Raw genomic sequence first — 24,485 nt, forward strand, 5'->3', positions numbered from 1 at the left:
ATTCTAATAATAATTGAAAAAGAACTGGAATATGAAAAATAAAAGAATATTGGTGATGACTTTATTCGCATCTTTGAGCATTTGCGGATATGCTCAGGGAACAGGTAAATCAAAGACTGTCAATATAGCCGGTATTGAGCAGGATGCAGCAGAGTCTACCGCTTCGATATCTGTCGTGTCCGGAGAGGATTTAACCAGACGGAGTGCGAAAAACGTAACGAATTCATTATTCGGATACGGCTTGGGGCTGACGACTTTGCAAAACTCCGGCAGCTATTCTTCCCAAGAACCCACATTTTATATCCGTGGTCTGCAGACATTATCAAGCAATACTCCGCTGATGTTGGTCGACGGGATTGAACGCGACATTTCATTGGTAACTTCGGAAGAAGTGGAGTCCGTACAGATTTTGAAAGATGCGGCAGCCGTTGCATTGTATGGATATAAAGGAGCAAACGGAGTAATCAATATCATAACCAAGCGGGGTAAATATAATTCGCGTGAAATCAAGTTTTCTTACGACCATGTAATAAACTGGGAAGCGCGCCGACCGGAATTTGTAGACGGCTATACATATGCATTGGCTGTAAATGAAGCTTTGGCGAATGACGGTGTACGAAAACCGCGTTATCATGAATTGGAACTGGAGGCTTTTAAAACCGGGCAATATCCGTATTATTATCCGAATGTGAACTGGATTGATGAGGTTTTTAAAAGTACGGCTGCTACCAACTTATATAATGTGAGTTTTCGTGGTGGCGGTTCCAAATTCCGTTATTATACATTACTGAATTTAGTAACGGATAAAGGTTTTGTGGCAGATGCCAATATGAATGACGGGTATTCGACCCAGAATAAATATTCAAAGGCCAATTTACGTACCAATTTGGATATGGATTTGACATCTACTACCAAAATGACTTTAAATTTACTGGGAACGTTAGCCGAATCCAGTAAACCGGGAGATTCTGCAGACCTTTGGTCGATGATTTACAGTCTGCCGGCAACTGCTTTTCCCGTAAAAACGGAAAATGGATTATGGGGAGGAAATACAACATGGGACGGAACATTGAATCCGGTGGCTCAGGCTCAGGATGCTGCCTATACCAAAGGACATGAGCGCTCTTTGTATGCCGATATGACTTTAAAGCAAAACTTATCTTCTATACTTCCGGGATTGGGAGCCAGTTTCCAACTGGCCTATGATAACTGGGCTTCGTATGTGGAAAACCACTCGAAAACATATCGTTACGGGAGTGATAATATAGAATGGAGAAGCGGTGCGCCGGTTTCGGTTTCACAATATGTAGCCGGTACGGAAAGTCCTATGGGAGATGGTTCGGAACTTTCTGCATGGAAGCGTAATTTTAACGCTTCATTGGGACTGGATTATCAATATACATCGGACAGACATTCGGTTTATACCCAGTTGAAATGGAACCACGAATACCGTAATATCAATGGTATAGATAATACATGGTTTCGTGAGAATTTCACTTCTTATACACATTACGGTTATAAGGGAAGGTATTTCGCCGATTTAAGCATGGCGGTTTCTTCCTCTAATAAGTTGGCTCCGGGACATAAATGGGCATTTTCCCCAACACTGTCGTTGGCATGGATTATTTCCAAGGAGAAATTTATGGAAGATTTATCCTTTGTCAAGTTTTTGAAGTTAAGGGCTTCGGCCGGAATTATCAATGTTGATAATATTCCGGAAGAGGCTTATTGGCAGGAAATTTATGTAAGTGGCAGTACGTACCGTTTTGACAGCAGTTATGATTATGGCTTCAGTAGCTGGAAACTTAGTAAGTTGGCATCGCTTAACTCGACCCATGAAAAAGCTTATAAGTATAATGCGGGCATCGATGCAACATTTGGAGAAGGGTTGGAACTTACGCTTGACGGGTATTACCAGCGTAGAAGCGACATTTGGGTAGGAACCGACGGTAAGTATTCTGATGTTATCGGCTTCGATACTCCTTATGAAAATGGAGGTATCGTAGATAGTTGGGGTGTGGAAATCGGTGCGGCTTATTTGAAGAAGCTCGGTGAGGTTACTTTCAATATCGGTGGGAATTTCTCTTTGGCAAAAAATAAAGTTATTGAACAATATGAAGAACCGCGTTTATATGATAATCTGATAACGACCGGTCTGCCATTGAAGCAAACTATGGGGCTGGAAGCTATCGGGCTTTTTAAAGACCAGCAAGACATAGACAATAGTCCCGTACAAACTTTCAGCACGGTAAAACCGGGTGATATCAAGTATCGTGATGTAAATGGCGACAATAAGATTGATGCTAATGATAAGATTGCTATCGGATATAATACTACCGCTCCTGAGATTTATTACTCCTTCAATTTGGGTGCTGAATGGAAAGGGCTCGGATTCAGTGCCATGTTTCAGGGGACGGGGCATTATTCGGCTGTACTGAATACACAGAGTTTATATTGGCCGCTGGTTGATGACGTGACAATCTCCCGGCATTATTATGATAACAGGTGGACACCGGAAAATCCTGATGCCAAATATCCGAGGCTGACTACCCAAAGCAATAATAATAATTTTCAGACAAATACATTATGGTTGGCCGACCGTTCATTCCTGAAATTGCGTAATGTCGAAATCTATTATAATTTTCCGGAACGGTGGATGAAACGTACAAAGATTATGAATAGTGCGCGGATTTATGTCCGTGGGAATGATTTGTTATGTTTTGACCATATCAAGATTGCAGACCCAGAATCTTATGGTGTGAAGAATCCATTGACACGTAGTGTTGTCGCTGGGCTGACGATTGGATTTTAAGTAATAAAATAATATAAATAGATATGAGACTGAAGCATTTATTTATAGGAAGTATGATTGGTTGGGGGATGTTGGCATCTTGCCAGGACCAGTTGGACTATCATGAGTATTCTAATGACGACAAGGACTTTATTACCGAGAACTACAAAAATGTAGGTGGACTGGTTACAAATATCTATGCACAATTGGATGCTGACTGGGGAAACTATGACGGCGCGATGCTGGCTTCGGCTTGTGACGAGGCTGAGTATGCATGGACTTCCAGCTCGGTACACGATTTTTATAATGGCGCCTGGAGTGCGAGTAATACGATATCTTCTGCGTGGTCGAAGAATTATACAGCCATACAGCAGTGTAATATGTATTTAGAAGAATTTCTAGGCTTGACTTTTCCGGAATTGCGTTTGAACTCCGATTATGAAGCACAGATGTTCAGGTATAATAATTATGAGAATGAAGTTCGCTTCCTGCGTGCATATTTCTATTTTAATCTGGCCCGTCAATATGGTGATGTACCGTTGGTTACCGAAGTTCCTTCTACCGATGAGGTGAATTCCCTGACCCGTACTCCGGTTCAGGAAGTATTTCGGTTTATAGAAGACGAATGCGATGCAATCGTGGATAAGATTCCGGCAGATTATACAAAATTAGGCACATATGCAATACCCGATGAAAAGCCCGAAACGGGTCGGGCAAATCGGTTGGCGGTATTGGCGCTAAAAGCACGTACGGCATTGTATGCCGCAAGCCCTCTGTTTAATCCTGAGAAGAACCCGGATTTATGGCTAAAAGCTGCCGAAGCGAATAAGGCAGTTATCGACTCTTGTACAAAATACGGTTATAAATTAGGGGAGTACGACCAGCTTTGGGGAGCAGATAGTTATCAAAACAAGGAAATGATTTTTATGTGCCGTTCACAAAAAGAGAGCAACTCTTTAGAAGGATACAATTTCCCGATAGGAGTCGAAGGAGGCAAGGGAGGGAACTGCCCGACCCAGACATTGGTAGATGCCTATGAGATGCAGTCTACCGGGAAGTTGTGGAATGAGGAAGGCAGCGGTTATTCGGAAGAATCGGGAAGCGACCCGTATGCCGGCCGTGACCCGCGTTTTGCTTTGACGATAGCCAAGAATGGAGATGAAAAATGGCCTTCTTATAATAAAACACCGCTCCAAACCTATTATGGCGGGGTGAATGGAGAACCCTTGTCCGGCGCTACTCCTACCGGTTATTATTTAAAAAAGTATTGCGATGCTTCTATCAATCTGACGGCATCGAGCTCGAATAAGAAATACCATTCATGGATTACATTCCGTTTGGGAGAATTTTATTTGAATTATGCCGAAGCAATTTTCCGATACACAGGCGGAGTGGAGCAGGCTTTGCCGGGCGATGAGAATCCGCTGACGGCACGTGACGCTGTCGATATTATCCGTACTCGGGCAGATATGCCCGGATTACGTGATGAAGTACGTAATCCGGAGATGTTCTGGAAAAGATATAAGAACGAACGTATGGTCGAGTTGGCCTTTGAGGGACATCGTTTTTGGGATGTGCGCCGTTGGAAAGAAGGCGAACTGTTGAAGAAGGTTACATTTATGAAGATTACTAGAAACAGTAACGGTACTTATAACTACAAGCGTGAGGAAAAACAACGTACCTGGGATGATAAGATGTATCTTTTCCCATTACCCCAGTCGGAATTGATGAAAAATAAGAATCTGGTTCAGAATCCGGGTTGGTAAATTAAATAGTTAAAACAAGAATTTATGAAAAAGATTATAGCATTACTATTCGGTACGGCCTGTCTGTTGGTTGCCTGTTCCGATGAAACTATTCCGGCTTCTACGGAGCCTGTGAATCCTGACGAACCTTCGGAAGAGGCTCGTCCTATCATCACGAATGATACCAGGGGAATGGTTATTAGTTATGATAATAAGAATGCGGAACTGAATGCACTGATAAGTTGGAAGTGGATGAAGGACGACCCGGAGGATGCGGCATACGACCTTTACAAGAAGGTCGATGAAGGCGAATGGGCAAAATTGAATTCCGCCCCGATAACTACCAGCACCAATTATAGGGATGTTACATTCGAGCCTGACAAGACGAGCGAATATCAACTGCGTTTTTCCGGTTCCAACGACGTGTTGGCCACCTGTAAGTTTGCTTCGGGAACGGCGCAAACCTTTTATAAAAGTATTTTTCTGAATAATCAGAATTTACCGGAACCGACCCTCGTTTACCGGGCAGCAGACGCCGCTGTCGGAGATTTGGACGGAGACGGCGAATACGAACTGGTAATCAGGAGAGAAGTGGACGACCGCGACCCGGGCGGTACGGATACATGGACCGGTGTATCGGAAGGGTCTACTTTGTTTGAGGCGTACGATATTGTAACCGGGGCTTTTTTATGGAGGGTCGATGCCGGAATCAATGTACCGCAGGGTAATCACTATGCCTCGTTTATCGTGTATGATTTGGATGGTGACGGGAAAGCGGAAGTTGCGATAAAGACATCTGAAGGAACCACTTTTGGTGACGGTACTACAATAGGCGATGTGAACGAAGACGGCATCACGGATTATCGTAATCCGGCTACGGGACGTGTGTTGGCCGGTCCCGAATTCTTGTCGATAGTGGATGGCATGACTGGTAAGGAACTGGCACGTACCGATTATATTCCAAGAGGAGATAAAGAAGACTGGGTGGATTATTGGGGAGACGACATAGGCAACCGTATCGACCGTTTTCTGATGGCAGTAGGGCATTTTGCCGGAGTCAATAATGCTCCGAGTATCGTAATGTGCCGTGGATATTATCATAATTTCCAGATTACCGCGTTGGACTATGCTGCCGGTAAATTGACTCGGCGCTGGCATTTCGATACATATCCGGGCTGGACAGATTATGCCGGGCAAGGAAACCATAACCTGTCGGTGGGCGATGTCGATAATGATGGAAAAGATGAATTAATTTACGGGGCATGCGCTTTCGACCATAATGGTAAAGGTTTATATACAACCGGTCTCGGACATGGAGATGCTTTGCATTTGGGAAAGTTCGACCCTTCTTTGGAGGGGCTGCAAATAGTAGCCTGCCACGAAGAACCGGAATCATATGCTGATGCGGGTTTGGAATTTCGCGATGCGGCTACGGGGCAGTTGATTTGGGGAATTCCGGGTGATGGAGAAGACGTAGGACGTTGTATGGTAGCCGATATAGACCCTGATACTCCGGGATGTGAAGTGTGGGCTTCGTGGCCTTCAGGAAAATTGTTTTCATGCAAGGGTGAGCTGCTGGATAAAACCGCACCTATAATCAGGACTGGCAGCCATTCCGTGAATATGGGTATTTGGTGGAGCGGTTCTTTGAATCGTCAGAATATAGATGCCAATATGGTATTGGAATATGTTGATGGCGATGCCGGAAAACGTATATTCCAGGGAAGCAACTACGGGACTGAACCAATCAATGGAACAAAGAAAACACCTTGCTTCTACGGGGATATTTGGGGAGATTGGAGAGAAGAGATGATTTATGTGGTTGGTGAAGGCGACAGCGATGGCGACGGCTATGAGGATGGCGCCCACGAACTGCGTATATTTACTACGAATATTGAAACAAATCACCGCTTCCGTCCTTTAATGGATGACCATATTTACCGTATGAGTGCGGCTCATCAGAATGTCGGTTATAACCAGTCTACTCATACTGGATTCTATTTAGGTTCTGATTTGCAGAAATCAAATTAGTGCATAGCTTATGATGAGGAAATGGATAATAGGCATTTGTTTTGTGGAGATACTGTTGGCTTCGAGTTGTTTTCATGTACATACAGTAACAGACACTCAAAAAGGTGCTTGGAGTGAATTTGTACATCCACAAGATTCTGCCCGTACTAAGGTTTGGTGGTTTCATGGAGAAACAGAAACTACTCGTGAAGGAATTACGGCTGATTTGTCCGCCTATAAAGAGGCCGGTGTAGGCGGGGTTGTTTATTACGATCAAGTGCATGGTAAAGGTGATGGGGCTTTGCCGGCTTTATCGCCAGAATGGTGGGATATGCTTCGTTTTTCTGCGATGGAAGCTAAAAGGTTGGGCTTATCTTTCGAAGCACATCTTTCAAATGGCTATGTGGCTGGTGGTCCTTGGATTACTCCTGAATTGGGAATGCAACGTCTTATTGCTACTGAAACAATAGTTGATGGAAATCGTCTTTTTTCTGATACTCTACCTAAACCGGATAGTAAATTAGGTTATTGGGATGTAGCTGTATTGGCATTTCCTGTTTCAGAAGAGAAATATGAAACGAATCTAACGAGAGAGCCACTCTTGTCTACTAACCTCTCCAACTTTCAGGTTGCTTCTATGTTTCAGACAAGTGGAAAACTTCCTGTTATTCCGGCACAAAAAGAAGGTAAGTCTGTATTTATTAATATAGATTTTAAGACTGATTTTACAGCTCGTAGCATAACTTATAGAGTTGGCGGAAGAGGGAAAAGTCGTGGTGGGGCAATGAATGTACCGGGGAGTCCTACTGAAAAATTTATAGCTCAGGGGTTTATTGAACAGCCTGATTTGGGACAACTTGAAGCATCTGATGATGGAGTTTTGTATCAGAAAGTGTGTGATTTAAAACCTGTGTATAATGCAGCTTCTGGAAATTGGAATCAAAAGACAATTTCTTTTCCGGCTGTTAAAGCAAGGCATTTTCGGTTGAACCTACATGATTGGCATTTACCAAATGATAAACGCCCTAATATGTATTTAGGAAATATACAGCTTTCCTCCATGGCTAAAATAGACCAATGGGAAGAAAAGGCGGGGCTATATTCTGAATATATAGAGCAGGATTGGACTCCTATATATAGTGCTACTGAGGTGATAGATCCGAAGGATATTATTGATTTAACTTCCAAAATGAATAGCGAGGGTATCTTAAAATGGGATGTTCCTAATGGTAAATGGATGGTTCTTCGCTTTTGTCATGTTCCTACAGGTGGACGTATAAAACATTCACGCTTCAATATGGAAGGATTGGAATGTGATAAGCTATCACCGATAGCTGCTAAAGTACAGTGGGATAATTATTTTAAATTAATCCATGATTCTTTGGAAGCTATTGGGTGTCCTTTAAAAGGATTGGCTATGGACAGTCAAGAAGCGGGCTCCCAAAATTGGACTGCTGGTTATGAAAAAGATTTTTTAACTCGTAGAGGGTATGATATTCGTCAGTATCTTCCGGCATTGATGGGATATGTAGTTGGTTCGGTAAAAGAAACAGATAAATTTTTGTATGACATGCGCCGTACGATTGCTGATATGGTATCTGATTGCTATTTTGGTACATTAGATAGTTTGTGTAGAGAAATTGGTGTTGATTTTACGGCACAAGCTTCAGGAAACGGTTTAAATTTAGTGGCTGATAATTTTCAGGCAAAAGGCAGGGTACAAAAGCCTCAAGGGGAATTTTGGGGGCATCATGTGCATGGTAGTTATGATATAAAAGAGGCTTCGTCTGCTACGCATGTTTATGGAAAATCCATAGCGTCTGCTGAGGCTTTTACTGATGTGAAATTTAGTAACTCGTTAGCTGAAATGAAAAATTTGGCTGATTATGCTTATGCTTTTGGGATAAATGAATTTGTTGTATGCGCATCGGCTTACCAGCCTTGGCTGGACAAATATCCGGGAAGCACAGGGGGAGGAAGGCATTATTGCTTAAATCGTAATAACACGTATTGGAAAGATAGCAGAGGATTTTGGGATTATCAAGCACGATGTGCCGGATTAATGCGTAAAGGGATACCTGTAATTGATCTTTGTGTTTTTGCTGGAGATAATGCACCGGTAAAATTATTGACTTATCGCTTGCCGGAGATTCCGGAAGGATATGATTTTGATGTTTGTACAGCTGATGCATTACTTTCTCGAATGAAAGCTTGTGATGGAAAAATTGTATTACCTAATGGCATGAGTTATCGTATGTTAGTTGTCCAGCGTAATGGAGATATAACCTTGGATGTCTTAAAGCATATAGCTTCATTAGTGGAACAAGGTGTACCATTGTACGGACCAAGACCAAAAGGTTCTGGTTCTTTGGCAGATATGAAATATGAAAAAGAATATGAAAACTTATTGGATGCCCTTTGGGGAGAAGGTGATGAGGTTTCCGGTTGCCATGTGTATGGGAAAGGGCGAGTTTATTGGGGGATGTCTTTACAGGAGGCTTTGAAACATGCAGGTATTGTACCGGATATAGATTTGAAAAGTGGTAACACTCCAAAAGATAAAGTTTATTTTGCTCATCGACGATTAAAAGATGCAGAAGTATACTTCTTGAATAATCATAGTAAACGTGATTTTAGTGATACTGTGATTTTGAGGACAGATGCTCGGTATGCAGAATATTGGGAGCCGACAACAGGTAAACGGTTTCGGTTGGAAGCCGTTCCTGGTGAAAGCGGTTTAGCTGTAAAGTTACTGTTACGTCCGGAAGAATCTGGCTTTATTATTGCTTCGAATTATAGTTCGGTATCCATTCCTTTAAGAATAACAGATGTAAAAGAGACTATTGAATCTATTGAGGGCGATTGGGCTGTTTATTTTGATCCTCAGTGGGGAGGACCGGGTGAAGTTGTGTTTCCTAAATTAATAGATTGGACACTGAATGAAGATAAACGAATCCGCTATTACTCAGGAACGGCTATTTATAGAAAGAATATTCAATTAAATAATGTTGATAAAAAAGAAAGGGTTTGGCTTCGCTTTCCAAAACTATGTTCAATGGCTCGTGTTGTTATAAATAATCAAGAAGTTTCAACAATTTGGTGTTCACCATGGGAGGCCGATTTAACTCCTTTTATACGTGAAGGTAATAATAAATTGGAAATATATGTAACTAATTCATTGATGAATAGGATGATTGGAGATGCGGCTTTACCTCAAGATAGTCGTTACACCTATGCTTATCCGGAAATTGTTACTTCTCGAGATAAATTGGTATCCTCAGGAATTATAGGGGATGTATTCTTAGTTAAATATAAAGAAATAGAGTAAACCTAAAGTTTATGTAAAAGGTGATAGGCGATGGATTTTTATTTGATTTTGACCCAGACGGCGGAATGATTAGTATTCGTTTTTAATAATATCAACACAATTGAAAGTAATGAGTTTGACATTTAAAGCAGAAATGAAGATGTTTTCTGCTGTTGTGAGATTTGTAATCTTTGAACAATAAATTGGAGAAATATGAAAAAAAAAGTATTAAGCGTACTATTTCTTTTTGTATCGCAAGTATGCTGGGCACAATTCAAATTATTTTCGGGAACTCCTGTTACTATAACATGTGATATATCGGAGAAACAAGTTGTAAACACTGCACTGGATTTATTTTCCCGTGACTGCCAGGCTGTTTTTTCCGCTCCGCTACAACGGAGTAAAAAGGGAAACATCATTATCGGAACGGCCGGTAAAAGTTCTTTGTTGGAACGATATATTGACGACGTCGCTGTTTTGAAAGGTAAGAAGCAGGCTTTCTTGTTAAAGGTGTTACCGGATAACAGACTTTTAATAGTCGGCAGTGACAAGCATGGTACAGCTTACGGTATCATGGAACTTTCCCGTTTGATAGGGGTTTCTCCATGGGAATGGTGGGCAGATGTGACCCCCAAAAGACGGAATTCTTTTGAACTTCCCTTGGGTTATGAAATGCTTCAATTCCCTTCCGTGGAGTATCGAGGTATCTTTATCAATGATGAAGATTGGGGATTGATGCCATGGAGTGGCAATACATACGAACCGACGACAGTAAAAGGAGAAATAGGTCCGCGCACCAATGCACGTGTCTTCGAACTTCTGCTTCGTCTGCGAGCTAATACTTATTGGCCTGCTATGCACGAATGTACACAACCTTTTTTCCTCACTAAAGGTAATCGTGAGGTGGCTGCCAAATATGGTATTTATATCGGTGGTTCTCATTGTGAACCGATGGCATGCAGTACTGCCGGTGAATGGCCTAGGCGAGGAAAGGGCGATTATAATTATGTGAGTAATAAAGAGGCAGTATATCAGTTCTGGGAAGAGCGCGTAAAAGAAGTGGCCGAGCAGGAGATACTCTACACTATTGGCATGCGTGGCATACATGATGGCCAGATGCAAGGTGCAAAGACGACTGAAGAACAGAAAACTGTGTTGGAACGAGTGCTGAAAGACCAGCGTACTTTGTTGCGGAAGTATGTGAATAAAGACATTGAGGCTGTTCCGCAAGTCTTTATCCCTTACAAGGAAATACTCTATGCTTACAATGCAGGATTGAAAGTGCCCGAAGATGTAACTCTGATGTGGTGTGACGACAATTATGGTTATATTCGTCACTTTCCTGACAAGGTAGAACAAGAAAGAAAAGGCGGTAACGGCGTTTATTATCATGTTTCCTATTGGGGACGTCCGCATGATTATCTTTGGTTAGGTACATTCAGTCCGGCACTACTCTATCAGCAGATGAAGTTGGCATATGATAGAGGTATACAGAAAATCTGGATTCTGAATGTTGGTGATATAAAACCAGCAGAATATCAGATAGAGCTTTTTATGGATATGGCATGGGATATGGAGCAAGTGAAAAAGGGAGGAATAACAGCGCATTTGGATAATTTTCTGAGACGCGAATTTGGTGATAAGATTGGAAGTCATTTAGTGCCGATTATGCTTGAACATTACCGTTTAGCTTATATTCGCAAGCCAGAATTTATGGGAAATACGCGTGTTGAAGAAAAGTCGCCGGTTTATAAGATAGTAAAAGACCTGCCATGGAGCGAAATGGAAATTAATCAACGTCTCATTGCATATAGTAATCTGTCGGATACGGTAGATGCAATCGGTAGGGCGATTCCTACTAATAGGGAAAATGCTTATTTTGAGTTGGTGAAATATCCAGTACAAGCAGCGACGCAGATGAACAGGAAACTTTTGTTGGCACAATTAGCACGTCATGGAAAGGCTGAATGGGCGCAAAGTGATGCCGCTTATGATAGTATTACCGTCCTGACTCAACAGTATAATGCTTTAGAAGATGGGAAATGGAAGGCTCTCATGGATTTTCAGCCTCGAAAACTTCCTGTATTCATGCGTGTAGCAAAAACGATAGCCGTTGATTCAATGCTTGTAGAGAAACTTGCAACTTATAAGTGGAATGCTATGGAGTATACTTTTGGCGAACCGATACCTTGTGAAGGTTTGGGATATGAGGGGAAAGCAGCGGCTATCCGTAAGGGAACAGCATTGAGTTTTGAATTTGAGGATTGGCAGTCTGATTCTATAGAAGTTGATATTCGTTTACTGCCCAATCATCCGATAGAGGATGAGAAGTTACGTTTTGCCCTGTCTGTGGATGGAGTTGAAAAAATAATTTCGTATGCCACTCAAGGACGTAGCGAGGAGTGGAAAATGAATGTGTTGCGTAACCAAGCAATTAGAAAGGTTACTTTTCCGATTCGGAAAAACGGTAAACATCTCCTTTCTATTAAGGCGCTTGATGAAGGTGTTGTATTGGATCAAATAAGATTGTATTCTAATTAACCGTTGATTTAATAATGCAAAGGGCTGCTATGTAGAAGTCATAAATATATTCATGATAATAAGAGAGCCGGAACAGATTGAAGTTCAGGCTCTCTTTTTTATGTCAGAACTTAAAAACTTTCCGACTTTACATACACTTTGAAATTTTTACTTCCTCTCAGCATTTCACTTTCCATTCGAGGCAGATATTGAATGCCGTTCAACATGTGTGTATTCTGTGGTACTCCAATAGACTGATTCCTGAATGTCGAACTGTTTGTCCACTAAACGGTTCACGTGAACAATATTTTTGGTGTCAGCATATTCTACAGTTCAAAGCTCGCGTGACAGGCGTTCTCTGTGGCTTGTTCAATACACCTGTCCGAGATTGATGCGTCCCATGGCTTCCAGAAGTATGTAAAGTTACATAACCTTTGGTGTAGACAGGTAGCTGTAATTGCATTTCACTGCTCCGATGGTTCAGCTTGCGGACGTACTTTCCATTCGGGAATACCTGTACATAATCGTAGGTATCTGGCTTCTATTTAAGTTTCGATCTGGAAGAAGTTTGGAATGATTAAGGAGAGCCTTTCTTTCTGTCAGGAAAGAGTGATTTTTTATTTAATAAAAGTTCTTATATTATGGAAACTTAAAGAATAATTATTTATTTTGCACATATCTTTAAATCTTAAAATACATGCGCAAATTTATTTTTATCTTAATCATATCATTATTGGGAGTTCGTAGTATGGCTTCTAATATCTTAGATGTTACTACGATTACAGATCGTAACGGATTGTCACAAAATACAATCCGTTGTATGATGCAAGATAGCCGTGGATTTATGTGGTTGGGAACTATAAATGGGCTGAATCGTTATAATGGTCGGGATTTTACGGTGATCCATCCGCAATTAGAGGATTCTTCTGTATCGACGGATAGTCGTATCAGTGGAATCGTTGAAGATAAGAATGGTTTTATTTGGGTCAATACTTATTCGAATACATTATTCTGTTATGATCCGCGCTTGGAAAAAATGATTGATTATGCTCCGATGGACTCGGAGAAGGCTTATTCTCAGGTTCAGATACTATCTAATGGCGATGTATGGTTATGGGGAAGGAAAGGATGTTGCCGGGTACGTTATGTAAATGGGAAAATGGAAGTATGGAAACCAGATAATGATGTTTTAGCGAAGAAAAGAGTTTGGTTTGTTTTTGAAGATTCTCAAAGTAAGGTTTGGATTGGCGGGGAAAAAGAACTGTTTCAAGTTATTGATAATAGTACATTTTCCATGCAGAAAGGAGTTAGTTGTTGGAGTGTTCAGGAAACCGATAATTTATATTTCGTAGGTGAGAACGGCATTATGATTTTTGATAATAAAAAATCGTCATTTTTGCCGGTTATTCCTGTACCGCAAATGAGTAAAATATCATACGCAAATTCTTGTATGTTGAATGATGGTTTGTTGATGTTGACAACAAACAAGAACCTGCATATTTGGGATACAAAAAATAATAAATGGTTGTCTGCCTCTTCTTTTTTTAAAGGACAGGATTTGTATAGAGCTAATTTTATTATTGATAATAAGGGACATGTTTGGGTTTATAACAAAACCGGAATTTTATGGAGACATCACTCAGATAATACTTTTGAACCTTTGAAGTTAATGTCTGCAGATGTACTTTCACTGATAAATCAGGAACGTTATAAAATTTATCATGATTCTCGTAATATTATTTGGATTACGACATTTGGTAATGGCCTTTTTGCGATTGATGAAAATACAGGTAAGATACAACATTACACTGTTGGCAAAGAGCTTCCGACAAACTATCTGCTATGTGTGATGGAAGATGAGTCCGGAGAAATTTGGGTTGGGACCGAATTGGGTGGGGTAGCAAAAATTTCATTATCCAATTATTCTTTTGATTTATATTATCCAACACCGGAAGAAAGAATGGAACGGGATAATGCAGTCCGTTTGATTTATGAAGATAAGGAAGGAAATTATTGGTTCGGTACGCGAGATGGAAATTTGTATGTGTGCGATGAAACATTACACAGACTTTATGAACATCGTATTGATGGCGGGTTACCGTTTACAATAACAGAGGATACGCTTGGTTATAAATGGTTAGGCACAAAAGGCGGCGGTATGCTTGTCTTTTCGGTAAAAGGTGACAGGCTGGTTGAAAAACATATGTTACATGACCTAGTAAGACAATCTTCATCAAGTAATAATATTTTCACGGTATTGCGTGACAGTAAAGATCGTATATGGGCGGCTACTTTTGGCGGTGGGTTGCAATTGGCGGAACGTTGGCAGGGAGAAGTCACTTTTCGGCGATTTACGTTTGGTAACGACCATCTCAGTATGATGCGTTCTATGATTCAAGACAGAAATGGATTGATATGGTGTGGTACAAATGATGGAATTGTAGTTTGTAATCCGGACGAGTTAATTCAGGATGAGAGTAAATTTATAGTTTTACACGTTTACTCTCACAATGAACAATTGACAGGGCATGACGAGGTAAAAGTAATCTATGAGGACAGTAAAGGACGTATTTGGATGGGGACGACGGGAGGCGGACTTCATTTATTGGTTCGTCGGAAAGTTTTGGAACAGTCTGAGTTCAGGCATTTTGGAGGAGATAACGGTTTGTCTAACGAAACAATCCAGGCTATTCTGGAAGATAACGAAGGAGAGATTTGGGTAAGTACGGAAAGCGGCATTTCCAAGTTCAATTTAAAGACCGAACGTTTCGAGAATTTTATATTCTCGAATAATCGCCGTGCCGTTGTTTTCAATGAACTTTCCTGTTGGAAAAAGAAGAACGGGGAGCTGATGTTCGGCAGTTATAACGGAGTGTATACTTTCAACCCTTCAAAAATGAAGTTCGACACTTACGCCCCGCAAGTCCTTATTACCGGATTACAGATAAACGGGAACTCCATATATCCGGGTATGCAGGGCTCTCCCCTGAGCGAGAGTATTGTCGATACAAAGGAGGTTACATTGGAGCACGGGCAGAATTCGTTTAATCTGGAGTGTACGATGCTGAACTACCATGCATCCGAGCTGAACCAGTATGCTTATTACCTGGAAGGCTACGAAAACGGCTGGAACCGGAGTTCTCAAAATAATATCGCAGCCTATCGTAATGTTCCGCCCGGAACCTATACCTTTAAGGTAAAAGGGTGCAATAGCCTCGGAGTATGGAGTGAAGAAGAAACGGACTTGAAGATTACGGTTCTTCCACCTTGGTGGAAATCGGGAAAGGCCATTTTCGCTTATGTCATTTTGGGGTTGGTTATCGCCTATCTCGTATCGCGTATCATGTTGAAAATGCACCGTCTGAATACGGCCGTTGCCGTAGAGAAACGATTGACCGAATATAAGTTACGGTTCTTTACTAACATATCGCATGAATTCCGTACGCCGTTGACAATTATAAAAGGGGCGATTGAGGACATGTCGAGTCATAAGGAAGTTACCACTGTAGCAGGGCAGCAGTTGGCATTGTTGTCGAAAAGCTCTGGCCGGTTGATGCGTCTGATAGACCAGTTGCTGGAATTCCGCCGTTTGCAGAACGATAAAATGGAATTGAAGTTGGAACGTACGGTCATAGAAAAATTCTTTTATGATATTTATCTGACATTCAATGATATTGCAGAGAAAAAGCATATAGAATATCTTTTTAAGTCGAATGCAGGTAAGCAAAGTATGCTGCTCGACCGGAGCAAAATGGACAAGATAGCCTATAACCTATTGTCGAATGCGTTTAAGAATACCCCGGAAGGAGGCAAAGTGCTTCTTTGCCTGGATTTGTCGGAACCGGCAGACCGGTTGTCGATAAGCGTTTCGGATAGCGGTCCGGGCGTTCCTGCCGATAAGCGGAAAATGCTATTCGTACGTTTTGAACAAATCCGTTACACATCCGGCGGAACGGGTATCGGATTGCATCTGACATCCGAACTGGCAAAAGTACATAAGGGAAATGTAGCGTATGCGGACTCTGTATGGGGCGGTGCATGTTTTTCCGTAACCATACCTTTATCAGACCGGAATTACGATGAGGCCGATATTGTAGATAACACTGCGTTCGCAAATAAAGCAGGGCAGGATACAGAGCTGATTACAGATTCCCTGCTCACGGTGGAAAAAGCGGCGGAACTATTGGAAGCATCTGTGGACAAGCCTTTTAAAGAATATAAAGTAATGGTGGTGGACGACGAGGAGGATGTGCGTGGATTGATAAAGATGCAATTGGGTAAGTACTTTACGGTTTCTACGGCGATGAACGGTGCTGAAGCGTTGGAGAAGCTGGCGGAAGAACAGCCAGACCTTGTTATTTGCGATATTATGATGCCGGAAATGGACGGCATTGAATTTACCAGACGTTTGAAGAGCAGTTTTGACATTAGCCATATACCGGTTATCCTTCTTACAGCCTACTCGTCCGAGGAACATCAACTGAAAGGAATTCAGGCTGGCGCAGACTCGTATATCACCAAGCCGTTCAGTGTGAAATACCTGCTGGCACGTGTTGTCAAGCTGATAGAACAGCGCGAGAAGCTCCAGCGGAAATTTGTGGCTGAACCGGGAGTAGCAAAACCTCTAATCAGTACGACCGAGCGCGATAAGGCGTTCATGGATAAGATTCATCTGATTATCGAAAAAAACATGGGCAATACAGAGTTCAAATTAGAGACTTACGCTTCCTCGCTGGGGCTGGGGCGTACTGTCTTTTTCAGTAAGATGAAAAGTATTGTAGGCTATTCTCCCAATGAGTATGTCCGCATACTCCGGATGAAAAAAGCGGCGGAACTCTTGCTGGCTACGGAGAAGAATATTTCGGAAATCAGTTATCAGGTAGGGATAAACGACCCGTTCTACTTTAGCAGATGTTTCAAGGAGTCTTTCGGAAAATCTCCCTCCCAATACAGGAAAAATATGGTAAAAGGCGATAATGAGGAAGTTACGGAGCAGTGTTGAACTGAAATACATGTAAGTGTACGGAATTGAAGGTCTTTTTATTGCCAATAGGCTACTTTTGTCGTGTTCGAACGCAATGAAGTGTAATTTTAATCTTCCTTATTTTCATAATGCGGGAAGTTATCCCGGAAATAAGGAGTCTAATAAAATCGTAGCATGAAGACCGGAAATTTAATTATTGTAATGAGTTGTTTGCTGGCTTGTACGGCTTGTGCTGACCGGCCTGCCTCCAACCGTTCTACAATGGCACAGGCATGGGACGAGTTTTCTCATCCGCAAGATTCTACCCGTACGAAGGTGTGGTGGTTTCATGGAGAAACAGAAACTACCCGGGAGGGTATTACAGCCGACCTCGAAGCATATAAAAGGGCGGGCGTCGGTGGAGTAGTGTACTATGACCAGGTACATGGAAAATGTGATAATGCTCTGCGTGCATTTGAACCGGAATGGTGGAATATGCTCCGCTTTGCCGCTTCTGAGGCCAAACGCATAGGACTTTCTTTCGAAATCAACCTTTCCAATGGATTTGTGGCAGGCGGTCCCTGGATAACTAAGAAATTGGGGATGCAGCGGCTGACAGCCAGCGATACACTGGTTAACGGCGGAAAACACATCTCTGCCATATTACCTGTTCCCGGCAAGTCGGAGTATTGGGATGTGGCGGTATTGGCTTTTCCGGCTCCTGGAGATGCGTGGGAAACTACAGAAGATAATATGCCGGAAGTGAGCTGTAGCCTTCCGCAGTTACAGGCCGAATCTTTTTTCGGTTTAAACCGTTCATTGGTCGAAATACCCGCCCAGCCTTCGGGAAAGTCGGTTTATGTAACCATGGATTTCGGTACTGGTTTTACAGCGCGGAGCATAAGCTACCGGGTGCGTCCGCGTGGGGCGAAAGCCTCGACGGGAGCAATGAATCCGCCGGGACCTCCTGCCGACAGTTTTTATGGTATGGGCTATCGGAAGTTGCCGGATATAGGTCAGTTGGAAGTTTCGGACGACGGTGTAAACTATCGGAGAGTTTGCGATTTGAAACCGATTTACCAAACTCCGAGTAACCGGTGGATACAAAAAACGATATCTTTTCCTGCTACTGAGGGGCGTTATTTCCGGTTGAATTTTCATGATTGGGCTTTGCCTAAAGATAAGCGTCCGGGGCTGTCTGTGGGCGATATCCGGCTTTCGTCACGTGCCCGGATAGACCAGTGGGAAGAACGGGCGGCTCTCTTTTCCGAATATTTGGAGGATAATCTGACACCGGACTATCCGGCTTCCGTAGAGATAGACCCGGCGACAATCATTGATTTAACTGATAAAATGGATGAGAATGGCAAGCTGGAATGGGACGTTCCCAGGGGAGACTGGGTGATTATGCGTTTCGTCCACGAGCCGACAGGAGCGATGACACGCCACGGACGTGCCAATCTGATGGGATTGGAATGCGACAAGATGTCTGTAGAGGCAGTTACCACCCATTGGAATAACTATGTCGAGCCTATTCTGGATTCTTTGCAGCTTATAGGTTGCCTGCCTGCCGGAGTGACAATGGATAGTCATGAAGGCGGTTCGCAAAACTGGACTCCCGATTTCGAGCAGGAATTCTTGCGCCGTAAAGGTTATAGCATGCGCCGCTATTTGCCTGCCATGATGGGATATATTGTAGGTTCTGTGGCTCTTAGCGACAGTTTTCTGTATGATATGCGCCGTACTATGGCAGACATGGTTTCCGATAACTATTTCGGTACGTTGCAAAAACTTTGTGATGAGCGCGGTATCGATTTTACAGCGCAGGCAACCGGAAACGGATTGAGCCTGGTGGCCGATAACCTTCAGGCAAAAGGGAGGGTACACAAGCCGCAAGGTGAATTCTGGACTTCGCATCCGGATGGCGGATATGACGTGAAGGAAACCTCCTCGGCTGCACATCTCTATGGCAAGCACATAGCTTCTGCAGAAGCTTTTACCGGCAGCCGTTTTTACCACAACCTTGCCGACCAGAAAAACGCCGCCGACTATGCCTACGCTTTCGGAGTCAATGAATTTGTGCTTTGCGCTTCCGCCTACCAGCCCTGGATTGACAAATATCCAGGCAACACAGCCGGCGGCAAGCATTATTGTTTGAACCGTAATAACACTTATTGGGAGTTCAGCCGTCCGTTCTGGGACTATCAGGCACGTTGTGCCGGATTGATGCGGAAAGGTACTCCGGTAATTGATATTTGTGTCTATCTGGGGCAGAACCCACCAGTTAAATTATTGACATATCGTTTGCCGGAAATTCCCGAGGGATATGATTTTGATGCCTGTACTGCCGAAGTGCTGGTAACACGTACCACAGCTTCTGATAACCGCCTGACGTTGCCCGACGGAATGAGTTATCGGATTTTGGCGATTCAGCGCAATAATGATATGCCGCTTCACGTCTTGCGTCATATTGCCGGGCTTATAAAAGGCGGAGTGACGGTATGCGGTCCCCGTCCCGTAGGGTCCGAGTCTTTAAAGGATGCTGCAGAGAAGGAAGAATACCGGGCATTGGTCGAGCAGTTATGGGGAGCCGAGGATGCAGCTCCGGGAGTACGCATGATAGGAAAAGGAAAATTGTATAGCGGAATGCCGCTTCCTGAAGTCTTGAAACACGAGGGTATCCGCCCGGATATTGCAATAAAGAGCGGCAATACGGCTAAAGATAAAGTTTACTTTACTCATCGCCGCTTGGCTGATGCGGACGTCTATTTTTTAAACAATCATAGTAAACGGATGTTTAATGATACCGTTCGTTTACGTACCGAGGCTGATTATGCAGAATATTGGGATGCTGTGACCGGACAGCGTTTTGCTTTGCCCGTTGAAGCCTCAGGCAGTGGGGGAATGCTGTTGAAGCTGGTTTTGGCTCCCCGTGAATCCGGGTTTATCGTGGTTTCAGACCACCCCAATACCGGTTTGCTGCCCAGAATTGCAAATGCAAAGGAAGAAGTTACTTCTATTGACGGCGCCTGGAAGGTGTATTTCGACCCTGCATGGGGCGGACCGGGCGAAGTCGTTTTCAATGAACTGGCCGATTGGAGCAAGCATACGGATTCTACCATTCGTTTTTATTCCGGTACGGCCGTGTATCGGAAGGAACTATCGGTAAATGCTCCGGAGAAAAACGAACGTATATTACTTCGCTTTCCGCATTTAGGCTCATTGGCTCGTGTATGGGTAAATGAAAAGGAGGCGGCTACGGTGTGGTGCTCTCCGTGGGAAGCCGATATTACGGATTATGTAAACGAAGGAACTAATTCTTTGAGAATAGAAGTGGTCAACTCTTTGATGAACCGGATGATTGGTGATGCTTCATTGCCTCAGGATAAACGTTATACTTACGCATATCCTGAAATTGCCACCCCTAAAGACAGGCTTATATCTTCCGGTATCGTAAAAGAGTTGCTGTTAGTAAGACGGACTCTTGAATGATAGGTAGGAGTAGGAGTGAACTGAAAAAACAAGCCGGCATCGTTACTGCAACGATGTCGGCTTTGCTTTATCATACCGTCGTTCCTTCTTACCGGGCTCCTGTCATTTCTTCAACAGGAAATCGTCGATAGCCTTCTTGTAAGTCGCTTTATCGGCGGCTCCGCGGAATAACTGGGGCTCGCCCTGCATCGGGATGAATACGAAAAGAGGGATGCTCGTTGCATTGAACAGGGCAGCCAACTCTTTCTCCTTATCCACGTTGACCTTGTATATCACGATTTTGCCGGCGTATTCTTTTGCCAGCTCTTTCATGATAGGGGCTGTCATGCGGCAGGGGCCGCACCAATCGGCATATAAGTCGATAATGGCGGGTTTGTCGCCTTTGTATTTCCACTCTTTGGACTTTTCGTAATCGAACACGTCCTTTACGAACATATCCTTGTTCATTACGATTACGCTGCCGTCCTGGGCGGTATCTTGCGTCTCCGCCTGTTTCTTTCCGGCGCCGTCGGTACAAGCATATGCAAGCATGCTCGAGAAAACGAGGGCGGCCATAGCTATTATTTTCTTCATTGCTTCTGATTATGAGTTTTGCTCGATAACGGTTTTAAGTTCCTTGCCGCTGATTACGCCCGAATGACGCCATACGGCCTCGCCGTTCCTGAACAGGATGAAAGTCGGAACCATTTGTATGCGGTATTCGGCAGCCAACTCCTCGTGCTGGTCTACGTCAATTTTGGCGATGTGAGCCCTGTCGCCTATCTCGCTTTTCAATGCTTCCAGTACCGGGTGCATTGCTTTACAAGGACCGCACCAAGTGGCAAAGAAGTCCACCAGTACAGGCTTTTCCGATTGTATCAATTCTTTGAACTTTTCCATATATTTTCCTTTCTGTTGTTATGTTGCACTTCCGGGAAGTGCGAAGATAGTTATTACTGTTTATACTAAAAACACTTTATTCCCTTTTTTGTTCATTCGCTACGGTATTTTGTGCTGCTGTACTTTATGCTGTTGTATTTTGTGTTGCCATATTTTATATTACTGCACTCTATGCTACTGCATTTTGTATTGCTGCACTTTGTACTGCTGTACTTTATGCTGTCGCATTTTGTGTTGCCGTATTTTATATTACTGCACTTTATGCTATTGCATTTTGTATTGCTGCACTTTGTACTGCTACACTTTATGCTGTCGCATTTTGTGTTGTCATATTTTATATTACTGCACTTTATGCTATTGTATTCTGTATTGCTGCACTTTGTACTGCTGTACTTTATGCTGTCGCATTTTGTGTTGTCATATTTTATATTACCGCACTTTATGCTGTCATACTTTATACTGCCGTATTTTGTACTGCTGCACTTTATACTACCGTATTTTATACTGCCGTACTGCCTCCCGGATACACTCCGGAACGCAGTACCACGCAGCAGTTCTTCCCGAATGCGCTTTTTCCCACTTGCGGTTTCTATCTCACAATATCCAGCTCCTCGATGATATGCGAGGCTCCGGCATACTTGTCGATAATAAACAAGGTATAGCGGATATCCACACAAGCAGCACGCTGCGAAGAAGGGCGGAAAGCGATGTCGCCCGTCAACCCTTCGTAATTGCGGTCGAAGGCAGTGCCTATCAGTTCGCCTTTGGCATTGAATACCGGGCTGCCCGAGTTGCCGCCCGTATTGTCCGTGTCTACGATGAAACATACGGGCATTTCACCGTTGGGCATGGCATACTGCCCGAAGTCGCCCGCCTGGTACAACTGCTTCAGCTTGGCAGGGATTACGAACTCCCAGTTGTCGGGGGCTTCCTTCTCCATAGCCCCTTTCAGCGTGGTGTAATAACCGTACTCCACACCGTCGGCGGGAGTGTACGGCAGCACGCGCCCGTAAGTGAGGCGCAGGGTGGAGTTGGCATCCGGATACACGGGGATGCCGGCCTCTTGTTTCATGTCTATCATGCCCTTTACCCATACCTTATGGGCGGCATTGTAGTTGCGGTTGGCATCCAGCATGGCAATGGTGGTTTGCAGCAGGCCGTCGGTAATGGAATATTTGAACAGCGTCATCCAGTCGTTGTTGATTTTATACAGGCTGGGCTTGCGGATGAACTTGGCGAAGTTCGCCTTGCTGCCGAAGATAGAATGCTCGAAGCAGGCGTCGATGAAAGCATCGCTGCCGCCCTTGAAGCGCCGGTCGATAATCTCGAAGATGCCGATGCGCTGCTCCGCAGGGATATACTTCATGTAAGTTTGCAGCATCTTCTTCCCCACAATCCGTTCTACCTCGGAGAAGGGGACGGAGGCAAAATACTTGTCGGCGGCAACCTGCAAGCTGTCGGCAGCGGCTTTTATCCGGGCTTTGTCCTTGCTTTTCAGTGCGGTAACCAGTGCGGCAGTACTCGGAATTCTCATGAAGTCGAGCCCCGTAACCAACGCTTCCTGAATGGCTTGCTGATGATAGAGGGCGTTGCGGCGATGCTTCACGATGCCGCGTATCCGGTCGAAAGCCTTCTGATAAGAACTGTCGTTCAGGGCGCGGCCGCGTGCAAGGAGCTGTTCTTGCTGCGCACGCTTCGTATCCAGCACCTTCAGGCGCACAAGCCCCTCGTTCATGCCGATAGCATTCTTCCAGTAATTGGCGGAGGAGGCGTACTTGCTTGCGTAGTGTATGCGTACGGCATCGTCTTTCAACATCTGCTCCATAAGAGCCTTCTGGCGGACGTCGCGCACGTGGCTGCGCATGAAGTTGGTGGTCTGCATGCGTTCTTCCACCTCATCGGAAATCATGTAGCGCCAGTTGCGTCCGGGAAATCCCATGACGAACGTAAAGTCGCCCTCGCGGTATCCGGCAAGGCTGATAGTGAGGTGCTTCTTCACCTGCAAGGGCACGTTGTCGGGGCTATAGGCCGCCGGCTGCCCGTCTTTGCCGGCATAGATGCGGAACAGGGAGAAATCGCCCGTGTGCCGCGGCCACATCCAGTTGTCGGTGTCGGCGCCGAACTTGCCGATAGAGGAGGGGGGAGCACCTACCATGCGGATGTCGCTGTAAGTGGTCTTAAGGAACAGGTAATATTTGTTTCCGCCGTAGAATGCTTTCAGCTCCGCCTTACGCCCAGCGCCCAGCGTGATGCCCTGCTCGGAAAGGAAGCGGTCGGCTACCATGGCGAGGTACTTGGGCGAGAGGTAGTTCGTGCCGTTCGGGTCGGAGTCTATCCGGAGCTGCTCGCCTACGTAGTCCGTTACGTCCATTATCTCGTCGATGTAGGTTACGGTGAGCCCCTTGCAGGGAAGCTCCTCGCTGCGCGACATCGCCCAAAAGCCGTCGGTGAGGTAGTCGTGCTCCACGCTGCTGTGCTGCTGGATAGCTCCGTAGCCGCAGTGGTGGTTGGTGAGCACCAGGCCTTCCGCCGAGATAACCTCGCCCGTACAGCCGCCGCCGAAGTGCACCACTGCATCTTTCAGGGCTATGCCGTCGGGGTTGTATATTGCTTCGGCGGAAATTTGCAGGCCGAGTTCCGTCATGGCTACTTCGTTTTGCCGTTTGAGGTCGGTAAGCATCCACATTCCCTCGTCGGCGTATGCCGAAAGGATGCCGGATGTAAGGAATAATGACAGTATCGATAGTCTTGGTAGTTTCATATAAATATGCGTTAGAA

At 44.2% G+C, this 24,485-nt stretch carries 10 protein-coding genes; 7 read left to right on the forward strand and 3 right to left on the reverse strand.

Annotation, left to right across the window (positions count from 1 at the left end; genetic code table 11):
- Positions 1–31 precede the first annotated feature (31 nt).
- The 7 genes from C233_RS0113655 to C233_RS0113685 all read left to right on the forward strand — a co-directional run bounded on the left by C233_RS0113655 (position 32) and on the right by C233_RS0113685 (position 20,828).
- Positions 32–2,812: a SusC/RagA family TonB-linked outer membrane protein gene (locus C233_RS0113655; protein ID WP_025068844.1), complete on the forward strand. Its 2,781-nt coding sequence runs from the start codon at positions 32–34 to the stop codon at positions 2,810–2,812.
- 23 nt (positions 2,813–2,835) lie between these two features.
- A complete protein-coding gene (locus tag C233_RS0113660) occupies positions 2,836–4,557 on the forward strand; it encodes a RagB/SusD family nutrient uptake outer membrane protein (protein WP_025068843.1) in 1,722 nt (573 codons plus the stop codon).
- A 24-nt stretch (positions 4,558–4,581) separates the two neighbouring features.
- On the forward strand, positions 4,582–6,567 hold the full coding sequence (locus C233_RS0113665) for a rhamnogalacturonan lyase family protein (protein ID WP_018668136.1): 1,986 nt from the start codon (positions 4,582–4,584) through the stop codon (positions 6,565–6,567).
- Positions 6,568–6,577: 10 nt separating this feature from the next.
- The gene (locus tag C233_RS0113670) at positions 6,578–9,874 is read left to right on the forward strand and encodes a glycosyl hydrolase (RefSeq protein WP_018668137.1); all 3,297 of its coding nucleotides are present in this window, start codon (positions 6,578–6,580) and stop codon (positions 9,872–9,874) included.
- A gap of 192 nt (positions 9,875–10,066) precedes the next feature.
- Positions 10,067–12,394, forward strand: coding sequence for a glycosyl hydrolase 115 family protein (locus C233_RS0113675; RefSeq protein WP_018668138.1), 2,328 nt, complete (start codon positions 10,067–10,069; stop codon positions 12,392–12,394).
- Between the two features lie 727 nt (positions 12,395–13,121).
- Positions 13,122–17,375 (forward strand): two-component regulator propeller domain-containing protein, encoded by a 4,254-nt coding sequence (locus tag C233_RS24975; RefSeq protein ID WP_128081922.1) that lies wholly within the window; start codon positions 13,122–13,124, stop codon positions 17,373–17,375.
- Between the two features lie 156 nt (positions 17,376–17,531).
- On the forward strand, positions 17,532–20,828 hold the full coding sequence (locus tag C233_RS0113685) for a glycosyl hydrolase (protein WP_018668141.1): 3,297 nt from the start codon (positions 17,532–17,534) through the stop codon (positions 20,826–20,828).
- A 102-nt stretch (positions 20,829–20,930) separates the two neighbouring features.
- Here the strand turns inward: C233_RS0113685 and C233_RS0113690 are convergent, their stop codons facing one another.
- The 3 genes from C233_RS0113690 to C233_RS0113700 form a co-directional block, all read right to left on the reverse strand.
- Positions 20,931–21,401 (reverse strand): thioredoxin family protein, encoded by a 471-nt coding sequence (locus C233_RS0113690; protein ID WP_025068841.1) that lies wholly within the window; start codon positions 21,399–21,401, stop codon positions 20,931–20,933.
- Positions 21,402–21,410: 9 nt separating this feature from the next.
- Positions 21,411–21,707 (reverse strand): thioredoxin, encoded by a 297-nt coding sequence (gene trxA / locus C233_RS0113695; protein WP_018668143.1) that lies wholly within the window; start codon positions 21,705–21,707, stop codon positions 21,411–21,413.
- Between the two features lie 589 nt (positions 21,708–22,296).
- Positions 22,297–24,468, reverse strand: coding sequence for a S46 family peptidase (locus C233_RS0113700; RefSeq protein WP_025068840.1), 2,172 nt, complete (start codon positions 24,466–24,468; stop codon positions 22,297–22,299).
- Positions 24,469–24,485 lie beyond the last annotated feature (17 nt).

It is taken from the genome of Bacteroides gallinarum DSM 18171 = JCM 13658, assembly GCF_000374365.1.
Classification (GTDB): domain Bacteria; phylum Bacteroidota; class Bacteroidia; order Bacteroidales; family Bacteroidaceae; genus Bacteroides; species Bacteroides gallinarum.